This is a genomic window from Marinoscillum sp. (assembly GCF_965229915.1).
Lineage (GTDB): Bacteria > Bacteroidota > Bacteroidia > Cytophagales > Cyclobacteriaceae > Marinoscillum.
In genome coordinates this window covers 3,864,370-3,876,738 of sequence record NZ_CBDDJZ010000001.1, presented here as the reverse complement: position 1 = coordinate 3,876,738, position 12,369 = coordinate 3,864,370, and the positions used below count along the sequence as shown (strand labels likewise).

The following is a 12,369-nucleotide window of genomic DNA, read 5'->3' as shown; positions in this document are numbered from 1 at the left end:
ATACCACTTGGATCGCTTCAGGTAGTCTGTAAAATTTGACAGCTTTGCCATATGGACTATCAGGAGATCATCGAAGAGGTATACCATGAACTGCTACAAATGCCCGTAAAAGGGAAGCTCGCGGATTATATTCCAGAGCTTGCATCGGTAGATCCCAATCAGTTTGGAGTCTGCCTGGTAGATAAAAACGGTGAAGAATTCCAATGTGGTGATAGCTTGCAACCATTCAGCATCCAAAGTATATCCAAAGTACATACGCTTGTACTGGCCTATTCACAAGTTGGGGTAGACCTGTGGAAACGAGTGAATGTGGAGCCTTCCGGCAACCCTTTCAATAACCTGGCCCAGTTGGAGTATGAGAACGGAATCCCCAGAAACCCTTTCATCAACTCTGGCGCATTGGTCACCACAGATACCGTGATGAGCCTTTATCCAAATGCCAAAGAGGAAATTAAACAATTTATCTCCAATGTGTCTGGTGAAGAGTCTATAGTGGTAAACGAGAATGTCAAGAGATCAGAATTAGCTTGCGCTAGTAGAAACTACGCAGTGGCCCACATGCTGAAATCGTATGGGAATCTTCAGCGCGAGGTAGACGACCTCATGGAAGTGTACACCGATCACTGCGCCATAGAAATGAATTGCTACCAGCTGGCTAAGTCATTTCTTTACCTCGCCAATCATGGACATAATATTTATACAGATACTCAGATTTTGGATCGGGGATTGACCAAACGCATCAATGCACTGATGCTCACCTGCGGATTCTATGATGAGGCAGGTGAATTTGCCTTTAGAGTTGGCCTTGCTGGAAAAAGTGGAGTTGGTGGTGGTGTGGTGGCAGTACTTCCCGGGGAGTTTAGCATTGCGGTATATAGTCCTCCACTCAACCGAAAAGGAAATCCGAGAAAAGCACTATATTTTCTGGAGATGCTCACAACGAAACTCGGCATTTCGTTGTTTTAGATTTAGCCGTTAACTTTCAGAGATGGAAGAGTTTATTTCGAGTTTTCCGTACACTTATTACCGCATAGGCATTCGCTATGTACTGGCCGCAGGTATTGCCTTCCTGATTTTCTATATTCTCTTCAAAAACAAACTGCCTTTCAAAAAGATACAGGAGCGTTTTCCTAAGAACGCTGAATATCGCAGAGATCTTCTTTATTCCCTGCTGACGGTAGCCATATTTACAGTAATTGCTCACCTGAGCTTTAAAACATTTAGAAATTACAATGTGCTCTTTTATGACTGGGATGCTAAGCCAAACTGGTATTGGGTATTGACAGTGGTGCCTATTTTTATCATCCATGACTTTTATTTCTATTGGGCACATCGATTGATGCATCATCCTAAGCTTTTCAAAGCCGTGCACAAGGTGCATCACCTATCGACAAATCCATCTCCCTGGACAGCTTACGCTTTTCACCCGATTGAAGCCGTTATTGAAACCCTGATCATACCTATCCTGGTCTTTACAGTCCCTACGCACCCGTTCATTATAGTTCTATTCATGATCTTCCAAATCATCTACAACGTGTACGGACACCTGGGCTACGAGCTCTTTCCAGCAGGTTTTCACAAAACGGGATTGGGCAAATATGTAAACACCTCAGTAGCTCACAACCAACACCACAAAAAATTCCATGGAAATTACGGCCTTTACACTTTGGTGTGGGACCGCTTATTTGGTACCATTAGAGCTGACTATGATGAAGACTATGAAACAGCCACAACCAAAATGAAAAAAGCGGCACAAGCGACTTCCTAGTTTTTTTTGCGGGATACTGAATGAGGACTTGGCCTTCTGTATCACTGAGTTTTCTTCCTCCAGGTTTGGCCGATACTACCTTCACACCCCATCTGATGGTTTTCTGAAACATCAGTAATATTTCCTCAAAAGGCGCATTCTCTGGATTCTTTTTAGCAAGTAAAAGAAGTATCACACGATCATCATGAACTTCAAAATATGGACTAGATTAGCCACGAGTTTATTTTGTAAGCTTCAATCTACGACGAGTATTAACCAAGTGTATGAAAAAAATGATTCAGAAAATCCTGCATACTCTGAAACAAAAAAAGGAATCGAAAAAAGAAAAGCAGGTTCTGATGGAATGGGAAAGTAATGGATGTCCGGTTCCTCCTCCTCACTTGGTTAAACAATTGACCATTAAAGAATATCAAATGAAATACTCATATGATGTTTTCATAGAAACGGGAACTTATAATGGTGCCATGGTCAAAGCTCAGAAAAAGAACTTTAAGGCAATATATTCCATAGAACTAGGACTGGATTTGTTTGATAAGGCGCAGAAAAAATTTAAAAGAGATAAAAACATCACCATCCTACAAGGTGATAGCGGAAAAGTTCTTCCCGATCTATTATCAAAGATAAATGAGCCTGCAATATTCTGGCTGGATGGTCACTATTCCGCAGGAGTCACGGCAAGGGGGGATAAAGACTGCCCAATACTTGAAGAGTTAGATGCCATATTGAGCCATAAGGACTTTGAACACACTCTTTTAATCGATGATGCCAGGTGTTTCACAGGAGAGAGAGACTACCCTACTTTAGAGGAGTTAACCAACTATATTAAAAGCAAAAATGACAAATATCGTGTTGATGTAAAGCATGATATTATCCGTTGTGTCATTTAACCTGGATTATCATTTCAGTCACGGTCTGACAAGCCATTCATCAGACCCAGCAGGGCAAATTATGCGTTTAACTCATAACTTGGGTTAAATCTGTCCTGACATTTCAGCGTACAATTTAGGAGAAAATTGAAGCAACATATCAGGCAAATCCTTCAATGCGTCGTGAAGTAAGTGCATAAAAAAAGCCGCAAAAAGCGGCTTACAAGGTTAATTGCTTAGAGTATGTACTGACTCAAATCCTTGTCTTTCACCAGACCGCTCAGTTTTTCCTCTACCAGGGCCTTGTCCACCACTATTTTGGCATTCGGCCCAATAGTGTCAGGGATCTCAAAGAGTATATCATTGAGCAGTTTACTCATCACCGTATGGAGCCTTCTTGCCCCGATATTTTCCACCTCCTCATTGATCTGAAAAGCAATCTCAGCCAGACGCTCTAAGGCATCATCCTGAAAGGTCAAATCCACATCTTCAGAATTGATCAAGGCTATATACTGTTTGGTAAGCGCGTTCTTAGGTTCCTTCAAAATGCTGAGGAAATCCCCTTTGGTGAGGTTGTCCAACTCTACACGAATCGGAAAGCGTCCTTGAAGCTCCGGTATCAGATCGGAAGGTTTGCTGAAGTGAAAAGCACCAGCAGCGATGAAGAGAATGTGATCTGTATGAACAATGCCGTATTTGGTAGTTACAGAGCTACCTTCTACAATTGGCAGCATATCTCGTTGTACACCTTCTCTACTGACGTCTGGACCTCCTTGACCTCCTCGTGAATTACCAGCGATTTTATCGACCTCATCTATAAAGACGATACCCGTATTTTCAGCCTTCCTAAGTGCCTCTTCCTTCACCTCATCCATATCGATCAGCTTGGAAGACTCCTCTTCTAGTAAGATCTTGCGTGCTTCGGCAATCGTCACCTTTCTTTTCTTGGTCTTTTTCGGAAGCATATTACCGAGCATTTCCTGTAGATTGATCATAGACGCCTCGTCCATACCTCCTCCTATCATTCCCATTCCCGGGGTAGAGTTTTGCTTCACATCAATCTCGATCTTACGATCGTCCATTTCCCCATCTCGGATTTTTTCACGGAAACGCTCACGAGTTTTTTCATTCAGCTCTCTTTCGTCCTCTGGCTGATCCTTACCCATGCCAGATGCATGAGGGGTAGGAGAACCTTTGAGTGGTGGAATCAACGCATCCAGGATAATACCCTCCACGATTTCCTTTGCCTTCTCCTCTACTTCCGCTTTTTTAGCTGTTTTCACCATATCCACGGCTTGTTCTACCAGATCACGGATCATGCTTTCCACATCTCTGCCCACATAGCCTACTTCGGTAAATTTGGATGCTTCCACTTTAGTAAATGGTGCATCAGCCAAATGAGCCAAACGTCTTGCGATTTCTGTTTTACCTACACCAGTGGCACCAATCATCAGAATGTTATTAGGCACTATTTCTCCCTGAATCTCCGCTTTTACATTCATCCGTCGCCAGCGGTTACGCAGAGCTATCGCCACATTGCGCTTGGCATCTTTCTGTCCAATGATGTATTTATCCAATTCGGCGACAATCTGCCGTGGTGTCAAATTCTTGTTCATATCTACAATACCTTTTTGAAGGAATTAATGTTAGTCTGTAACGTAAAAAAATCTGTACCACCTGCTGAATGATACGTTGCGTGAGAGTAGCGAATCTCAAACTGTTTGATCGCTACCTTCATCCCAAAACTAAAGCCTGCACCATATCCTTTATCGTTTACCTTAAGCTCCTGCCTTCTGAGGTGATTATATCCGATCAAAAACTGCAACCCATCACTTATGATCAGTTCAGTCCCTACGGTAATGTGCCGTAGAAATTTATCCGCTATTTCCACGGATCTGGACGTGCTCACATCTGATGCTTCTGCAAAATAAACATCCTGCTCGGTGATATTGTAAGCCGAGATACTGAACCGAAACGGCATGTGTTCAGGCTTAATGGAAGTGCCTATCTGTACATCAAAAGGCACCTGCATATCTCCAGAGGTATACTGATCGAAAACCAATCCAAAGTTTTTAAAGACCAAGCCAATGGTCCAATCTACGCCAGGTGCTCGGTATATTCCTCCCAGATCGCCCAAAATCATCGAGGAACCATAACCTGCTATCCCGTTTCGAGCATATTTCAGATTTGTTCCGAGTGAGAAACTACCAACCCGATGGCTTTTACCTACCACAACCATCAGGTCATCCGCAGTGAATTCACCTTCTACATCTCCATTATCCGCAGTTTGTGTAAAAGTGCCATAGTCCAAATAGGAAACCGCAAATGCCAACCCGCCTATTTTATCAAACGTGTGGTAGTAGCTTCCTTGAAAACCATGGATCCCTGCAAAGTATGGACTGTAATTCAAAGCGATTGCACCGCTGCTCACGGAATCCAAAACTCCCGGATTATGGGCAAACTGCATCAAGTCACCATCTGCCAATGATACCACTCGGCCTCCGAGGGCAGCATTTCTTGCGCCGAAAGATGCATTTAGACTTTGGTATGCATGGAATTGAGCATGAGCCACAGAGCTCAGCAGTATGAATATAGCAGATAGGTATCTCAAGGTCATTTGGTCTCTGGAAGCACGAACTCCATTGGGTCTTTCGCCTTCTGTGTTAGTAAAGCAATGTCTAGCACATCCTCAACAGTTGCCACGAAATGAATGGTCAACCCTTTGATGTACTTCTCATTAACTTCTTCAATGTCCTTTTTATTTCGTTCACACATGATGATTTCTGTAATACCGGCTCTTCTCGCAGCAAGAATTTTTTCTTTAATACCACCCACAGGAAGCACTTTTCCTCTAAGGGTGATCTCACCCGTCATGGCTAGTTTTTTCTTCACCAGGCGCTGAGTGTATACCGAAGCAAGCGAAGTTAACATGGTAATCCCGGCACTTGGACCATCTTTTGGGATCGCCCCTGCAGGAACGTGAACATGCAGGTCGTAATTTTCAAATACTCGGTAGTCAATATCCAATGAAGCCGCATGAGTTTTCAAATACGACAATGCTGTCATTGCTGACTCCTTCATCACATCACCCAGCTGACCAGAAAGGGTTAGTTTCCCTTTACCCCTACTTAAGCTCGTTTCGATAAAAAGGATATCTCCTCCTGCAGGCGTCCATGCCAAACCGGTGACCACTCCAGGAGTCTTATTGTCCTCGTAAGCTTCTTTGTCAAAGTCTTCAGCTCCAAGAATTTTACGGACTTGCTCGGCAGTAATCTTCGTTTCATATTCCTCTTCCATAGCAATGGATTTGGCCACATTACGAATGACTGCAGCCACTTTGCGCTCCAGGCTTCTTACTCCTGATTCACGGGTGTAGTCGTTCACAAGCTTCGTGATGGCAGATTTGTCGAACGATACGTCCTTGGCCTTTAACCCATGCTCTTCGCGCTGTTTCGGTATCAAGTGCTTCTTGGCAATTTCTACCTTCTCTTCTAGCGTATAGCCAGTTATATCAATGATTTCCATTCGGTCCCTCAATGGAGGCTGAATGGTATCCAGGGAGTTGGCGGTAGCGATAAAAAGCACCTTAGACAGGTCATAATCTACTTCCAGATAATTGTCCTTGAACGTGCTGTTTTGCTCTGGATCTAATACCTCCAGCAAAGCACTGGATGGATCTCCCCTGAAGTCTGAGCTGACCTTATCAATCTCATCGAGAATGAACACTGGATTAGAGCTTTTTGCCTTGTTGATGTTTTGGATGATCTTACCCGGCATAGCACCTATATAGGTCTTTCGGTGACCTCTGATCTCAGCCTCGTCATGCACCCCACCGAGTGCCATACGGACATATTTTCTACCCAATGCATCAGCAATAGACTTACCCAAAGAGGTCTTACCAACGCCGGGAGGTCCATATAAGCAGAGAATTGGCCCTTTCAGATCATTTTTCAGTTTCCGAACTGCTAAATATTCCAGAATCCGCTCTTTAACTTTTTCCAAACCGAAATGATCTCGATCCAAAACTTTGCGAGCGTGCTTTAGATCAAAATTATCCTCGGTTCCTTCTTGCCATGGTAAGTCTACCAGCAGTTCAGCATAACTCATAGCCACGGGATACTCGGCTGCAGCTGGATTCATCCGACTGATCTTATCAAGCTCCTTCACAAAATGCTGCTTTACTTCATCTGGCCATTTTTTGTCTTTGGCTTTTTGACGAAGGGCATTGATTTCCTGATCTGGTCCATCCTGACCGAGCTCATCCTGCAAGACTTTCATCTGCTGTCGCAAAAAGTATTCTTTCTGCTGCTGATCGATATCAGAGTGCACTTTGCTGGCTATCTCTTGCTTTAGCTCCAGCATTTGGATATCCTTGAGCATGTACTTCAGCAGCAATTCGGCTCGGCTCTTCGGATCATCTGTTTCCAGCAGTTTCTGTTTATCAGAAACATCCGCATTTACATTGGAAGACAGGAAATGGGTAAGGAATGTATAACTCTGAATATTTTCCAACGCCACCTGAGCTTCCTTCGGGATCTCAGGGTTGAGCTTCATCACTTTGTACGCAGCTTCCTTCAACGAGCTGGTGATAGCCTTCATTTCATCTTCGGTGATATTCTCTTCTTCCTCTATCACCTTGAAACTTGCTTTTAAGAATGGTTCCTCCTGCACCGGATTACCCATTCTGAACCGTTGCCTACCCTGTATAATGATAGTGGTGTTACCATCAGGTAAAACCAACATCTTGAGTATCCGAGCTACCGTACCCACTTCGTATAAATCTGCGAAAGAAGCCTCTTCCTTCTTGTGATTTTTTTGTGCAACTACTCCAATGATTCGATCACCTTTATAGGCCTTTTTCACCAGCTTGATGGATTTATTGCGACTCACCGTAATTGGAATCACCACTCCTGGGAAAAGAACAGTATTTTTAATAGGTAAAATGGGGAGTTCGGCCGGCAAATCATCGTCGCCTAGCGGTTCCTCGTCATCTTCAGCCACCAATTCTATTAACTCTCCAGATTCATCATCGATGTAATCAGTGAGTAGAATGGGGTCATTAGATTTGTCATCAAACATATATATCGTGTCATTATGGCAGAATTAGCCACTTGATTCAACTTACAAAAGAATGAACATATAATGGTCAATCCCTGTGCCAAATTAGCGACTGTGCCATAAATGGTATTATCTTTAACCAGATTTATTGAAAACTGCCGATTCGGCATGTTTGATGATCTAAGCCTAAATGCGAATATTTTTCACCATCGTATATACCATCCTCCTACTGCAGCCTCTGACTGCACAGCGAATTGTCACCCAAAAAATCAATACTGACTCCCTGCCGGAAAACATCATTCTGAATATTTATGACTTTCAGAATATCAACAAGAAGGCCGACTACTACGATGCAGATAAGCTCAAACAAATTCAGAAACTGGAGCAATCCCGGGACTGGGAGGAGCTGTATGATAAACTGAAACAGTATGTAGCCAATTTTGGCATTCAAAACTTCTACAAAGACACAAGACTAATTTGGAGACTTGCCAAACTGACCGAACTCTTTGGGGACCCGGTGGAAGCTAAGCATTTATATAGACTCGTGCTGAGGCATCATTATACCGGAATCAACATTCAGGAAATCGAACTATACTATGATTCGCTCAATCAACAAGAAGCAGATCTCTACGTGCCACTGGATTACTACTATGAGCTGGTCGAATACCGCAAGTTGATTGATACGCTGCGCCCTCCACGTGGTGTCCTCCTCAATATGGGAAAAGAAATCAATAGCAACAAGGCAGATTACGCGCCCTCTCTGAACGTGCAAAACAATGTGCTCATTTTCACCTCTCAGCGGAATGAGGTAGATATGTCTATCAGAAGAACCTTCAATGAAGATCTGTTTTTCAGCATTAAGGATGATTATGGAAACTGGACCATGGCCAGGGAGCTGGAGCAGCTAAACTCCCGATACAAGGAAGGCTCAGCAGTTTTGACCAGAGATGGGCAAACCATCTACTTCTCCAGATGCGATTGCTCTGATTGCTTTGGTGACTGTGACTTGTTCTCAGCCAGGCTGTCTGCAGATAGTACCTGGGGAGACCTAAAAAACCTGGGGACTAACGTCAATAGCCTAAGCTGGGACTCTCACCCATCTCTGTCCCACACGGAGGACACACTCTACTTTGCCTCTGACCGGCTCGGTGGATTCGGGCTATCGGACATTTATTTTACCTACAAGGATAAAAATGGCAACTGGCAACGAGCTCAGAACATGGGACCTGTGATCAATACACGAAACAATGACGTGAGTCCTTTTTACCATCCAGTGTATGACGTCTTGTATTTCGGTTCGAATGGACAACTGTACAACTTTGGTGAATACGACATCTACAAATCACATCTTGTGGAGGGTTATTGGTCTGAACCTGTCAATATTGGTCCGTTGGTAAATGGAAAAGGAAGTGAATACTACTTTACGATCGACAACAAATCTGAACTGCTATTCTACGCCCGATCTATTTCCAGAGATTTGAACAAGCAAGACATTTATTCATTTCCGCTCCCAATGTCTGCTCAGCCATTAGCTACTACTCGTGTGACAGGCTCACTCACTGACTCGCTCACAGGAAAGCCTTTCAAAGGAATTGTGTCCATTATCGATTTGGATGAAGGTATAGAAGTAGCTCCCAAATACCTCAAAGATGATGGCAGCTTTGAGTTTGACCTGATCAATGAGCGCAATTACCTCCTGGTAATCCAAGGTGATGACTTTTTTAGGATTGAAGATGCCTTCTTCCTCAATGGACCTAAAGAGCTCAAAAAAGTGACCGAGCCACTGGCTAGCCGGGTCAAGTTTGAATCCATCGAGTTTGACAATGGAAAATCTTCACTCAAAAAAGAAATGTATGCTGACTTGAACAAGGTGGTAAACTTCCTGTACGATAATCCGGATTTCAAATTGAAGATTTCTGGACATACAGATTCGTATGGATCTAGTGATTTCAACTTGCAACTCTCAAAAGAACGTGCGAAGAACATTAGAGATTACTTTGTTGATTTTGCCGGAGTAGCACCAAATCGTGTGAGTTGGGAAGGTTATGGCAGCACCCGGCCGATTATTACTGAGGATTCTGAAGAGGCCAAGGCAATCAACAGGAGAGTAGAGTTTGAAATCTACCGCGAAGGCTACCAGAAGGAATTAGAAGAGGAGGAAGACAACTAATGACTTCCTCCAAGATATCATTAGAATAGCTTGTATACGTCGTTGAAGATGGCATAGGTCATCAGACCTAACAGCAACACCATCCCTACTTTCTGAGCATTCTCCAAGAACTTGTCACTAGGCTTTCTGCCAGTCACTATCTCCCAGGTCAGGAACATAACGTGACCTCCATCAAGTGCCGGGATAGGCAACAAATTCATAAATGCCAGCACCATTGATAGCAGTCCAGTTATTCTCCAGAAATTGGCCCAGTCCCACTGTCCACCAAAAAACTGGGCAATACCGATTGGTCCAGACAATGACTTGGATGGTGACACATCACCTGAAAACATCTTACCGAAGGCTTTTATATTGTAAAAAACCACATTAAAGGCCTGTGCAGTACCATCTACCATTGCTTCGCCAAGTGTAAAATCCCTATGCGAATAATTCAATCGCTCCTGATCCAAAGCCGCCCGAAAACCAAGGGTGCCATCCTCAGCCACTTTCAAATTCAGATTGACCTGATCACCTTCACGCAAGACTAGTGCATCTACTGTAGCTCCGGCTAGCGTATCCAGCATGCTGCTAAACTGGTCGAAGTAAGAAATCTCATTTCCATTGACGGCCATGATTCTATCTCCATCTTTCAGTCCTCCTTTTTCAGCATTGCTCCCCTCGGTTACCTTGCCGATCACAAATGGATATCTAAAGTCGAAAAACTCTACATTCTTGTCTGAGAATTTATCAATCAGATCATTTGGAATAGGGATTTTAATCAGCTCGCCATTACGCTCTACCGTGTAGTATCCATTGGTACTTAAAAGTACATCTGGACTTCTCAGGTCACTATATTTCTCAAAATCCTTCCCGCTGATGTTGATCATTTTGTCGCCAGTTCGCAATCCCAGCTGCTGAGCCAAGTCGTAAGCAACAATTCCGTGCTTGTTGAGCTCTTCTTTGGAGATATAGTTTTCACCTCTAGCATAAACCAACAAGATGAAAATGATTACTCCGGTGATCACATTGACGATGATCCCACCAAGCATCACAATCAGTCGCTGCCACGCTGGTTTGGCTCTGAACTCCCAAGGTTCTGGCTCAGCACTCAACGTTTTGGTGTCAAGTGACTCATCAATCATCCCGGTAATTTTCACAAATCCTCCCAGAGGAATAGCTCCAATAGAATATTCGGTTTCCCCTATTTGCTTACCCCATATTTTGGGTGGAAAACCAATAGAATACTTCTCCACTCTCATGCCAAAGGCTTTGGCTGCCAACAAATGCCCCAACTCGTGAAGCCCAACCAAAATGGATAATCCCAGCAATAACTGGGCTGTCATGATCAATCCTTCCATCTACTTTATTAATTCTATTGCTTTAATTCGTGTTTCTTTATCTGTACTAATAAAATCCTCCAGGCTTGGTTCTTGTACATAAGAGACCTTTGCCAAACAGTCTGCAATCACGTCTGATATTTCAAGAAAACCAATCTTATCCTTTAAAAATTCACTTACGGCTATTTCATTCGCTGCATTGAGTATGCATGGATGGTTGCCTCCTTTGCCGAGGGCATCATAAGCGAGCTGCAAGTTACGAAATGTCTCAGTATCAGGCTTTTCAAATGTCAGCTGGGGATACTGAGCAAAATCAAATCTTGGATAATCTGCTTTGAATCGTTCAGGAAACGTCATTGCATACTGAATAGGCAAACGCATATCCGGTAATCCGAGTTGCGCTTTTATAGACCCGTCCTCAAACTGCACCATGCTATGTATGATGCTTTGTGGGTGAACGACCACTTCTATTTGATCCTGATCGGTACCAAAAAGCCACTTAGCTTCTATCACCTCCAGCCCCTTGTTCATCAACGTAGCAGAATCGATGGTAATCTTCGCCCCCATGTCCCAGTTGGGATGTTTGAGTGCCTGTTCCTTGGTGATTTTCAGCAGATCGTCTCGTTTCTTTCCTCGAAACGGCCCTCCGGAAGCCGTCAAAATTAGCTTCTCAATGGGATTGGCGTATTCCCCAACGATGCACTGAAAAATGGCCGAATGCTCAGAATCAACCGGAAGAATATTCGACTTGTGCTCCGCGGCTAATGAAGTAATTAATTCTCCAGCAACCACCAGCGTTTCTTTATTAGCCAGAGCAATGTCCTTGCCGCACTCTATCGCTTTCACTGTTGGTAATAAGCCCGAATATCCAACCAGTGCTGTTAAAACCATGTCCACTTCCTCCATTTGCACCACGTGACTCAAAGCGTTCTCACCAGCGTAGACTTTGATATCATGACTATCCAAGGCATTAAATACTTTGTCGTAGTGATCTTCATTGACTATGACCACCGTATTGGGCTGGTACTTGATGGCTTGCTGCACTAGAAGTTCCCAGTTGTTTTGGGCAGTCAGAACCTCCACACCGAAACGATCCGGGTGCCGATCGACTACTTCCAGTGTCTGTGTACCAATGGAACCTGTGGATCCCAGAATAGCAATATTCTTGATCTTCTCCATTAACTATTTAAC

Annotated in this window: 9 protein-coding genes; 4 read left to right on the top strand and 5 right to left on the bottom strand. The window is 43.6% G+C overall.

Annotation, left to right across the window (positions count from 1 at the left end; all coding sequences use genetic code 11):
- Positions 1 to 51: 51 nt before the first annotated feature.
- From ACO067_RS16650 to ACO067_RS16640, 3 genes are all read left to right on the top strand, one after another.
- The gene (locus ACO067_RS16650; protein WP_421876048.1) at positions 52 to 966 is read left to right on the top strand and encodes a glutaminase; all 915 of its coding nucleotides are present in this window, start codon (positions 52 to 54) and stop codon (positions 964 to 966) included.
- 22 nt (positions 967 to 988) lie between these two features.
- Complete coding sequence (locus tag ACO067_RS16645) at positions 989 to 1,768, top strand: sterol desaturase family protein (protein ID WP_421876046.1); 780 nt, start codon at positions 989 to 991, stop codon at positions 1,766 to 1,768.
- Between the two features lie 263 nt (positions 1,769 to 2,031).
- Positions 2,032 to 2,655, top strand: a complete 624-nt coding sequence (locus ACO067_RS16640; protein WP_421876044.1) for a hypothetical protein — start codon at positions 2,032 to 2,034, stop codon at positions 2,653 to 2,655.
- A gap of 215 nt (positions 2,656 to 2,870) precedes the next feature.
- Here ACO067_RS16640 and hslU read toward each other — a convergent pair whose 3' ends face one another.
- Genes hslU through lon form a run of 3 tightly spaced genes read right to left on the bottom strand, consistent with a single transcriptional unit; the run spans position 2,871 to position 7,713 of the window.
- Positions 2,871 to 4,250 carry an ATP-dependent protease ATPase subunit HslU gene (gene hslU / locus ACO067_RS16635; protein WP_421876042.1) on the bottom strand — a complete coding sequence of 460 codons (1,380 nt, stop codon included), beginning with the start codon at positions 4,248 to 4,250 and terminating at the stop codon, positions 2,871 to 2,873.
- Between the two features lie 2 nt (positions 4,251 to 4,252).
- Positions 4,253 to 5,245: a type IX secretion system protein PorQ gene (porQ, locus tag ACO067_RS16630; RefSeq protein ID WP_421876040.1), complete on the bottom strand. Its 993-nt coding sequence runs from the start codon at positions 5,243 to 5,245 to the stop codon at positions 4,253 to 4,255.
- Positions 5,246 to 5,247: 2 nt separating this feature from the next.
- Positions 5,248 to 7,713 (bottom strand): endopeptidase La, encoded by a 2,466-nt coding sequence (gene lon, locus ACO067_RS16625; RefSeq protein ID WP_421876038.1) that lies wholly within the window; start codon positions 7,711 to 7,713, stop codon positions 5,248 to 5,250.
- Positions 7,714 to 7,882: 169 nt separating this feature from the next.
- On the opposite strand from lon, the gene ACO067_RS16620 reads away from it, so the two are divergent.
- The gene (locus tag ACO067_RS16620; RefSeq protein ID WP_421876036.1) at positions 7,883 to 9,862 is read left to right on the top strand and encodes an OmpA family protein; all 1,980 of its coding nucleotides are present in this window, start codon (positions 7,883 to 7,885) and stop codon (positions 9,860 to 9,862) included.
- 20 nt (positions 9,863 to 9,882) lie between these two features.
- On the opposite strand, the gene rseP is transcribed toward ACO067_RS16620, so the two are convergent.
- Positions 9,883 to 11,199, bottom strand: a complete 1,317-nt coding sequence (gene rseP / locus ACO067_RS16615) for an RIP metalloprotease RseP (RefSeq protein WP_421876034.1) — start codon at positions 11,197 to 11,199, stop codon at positions 9,883 to 9,885.
- The gene (locus ACO067_RS16610) at positions 11,200 to 12,357 is read right to left on the bottom strand and encodes a 1-deoxy-D-xylulose-5-phosphate reductoisomerase (protein ID WP_421876032.1); all 1,158 of its coding nucleotides are present in this window, start codon (positions 12,355 to 12,357) and stop codon (positions 11,200 to 11,202) included. It lies immediately after the preceding gene.
- Between the last annotated feature and the right edge of the window lie 12 nt (positions 12,358 to 12,369).

What these genes read in the sequence shown, in the direction of transcription:
- ACO067_RS16640 (WP_421876044.1), top strand. Translation starts at nt 2,032, where the DNA reads ATGAAAAAAATGATTCAGAAAATCCTGCATACTCTGAAACAAAAAAAG.
- ACO067_RS16650 (WP_421876048.1), top strand. Translation starts at nt 52, where the DNA reads ATGGACTATCAGGAGATCATCGAAGAGGTATACCATGAACTGCTACAA.
- ACO067_RS16620 (WP_421876036.1), top strand. Translation starts at nt 7,883, where the DNA reads ATGCGAATATTTTTCACCATCGTATATACCATCCTCCTACTGCAGCCT.
- ACO067_RS16645 (WP_421876046.1), top strand. Translation starts at nt 989, where the DNA reads ATGGAAGAGTTTATTTCGAGTTTTCCGTACACTTATTACCGCATAGGC.
- lon (WP_421876038.1), bottom strand. Translation starts at nt 7,713, where the DNA reads ATGTTTGATGACAAATCTAATGACCCCATTCTACTCACTGATTACATC.
- hslU (WP_421876042.1), bottom strand. Translation starts at nt 4,250, where the DNA reads ATGAACAAGAATTTGACACCACGGCAGATTGTCGCCGAATTGGATAAA.
- rseP (WP_421876034.1), bottom strand. Translation starts at nt 11,199, where the DNA reads ATGGAAGGATTGATCATGACAGCCCAGTTATTGCTGGGATTATCCATT.
- ACO067_RS16610 (WP_421876032.1), bottom strand. Translation starts at nt 12,357, where the DNA reads ATGGAGAAGATCAAGAATATTGCTATTCTGGGATCCACAGGTTCCATT.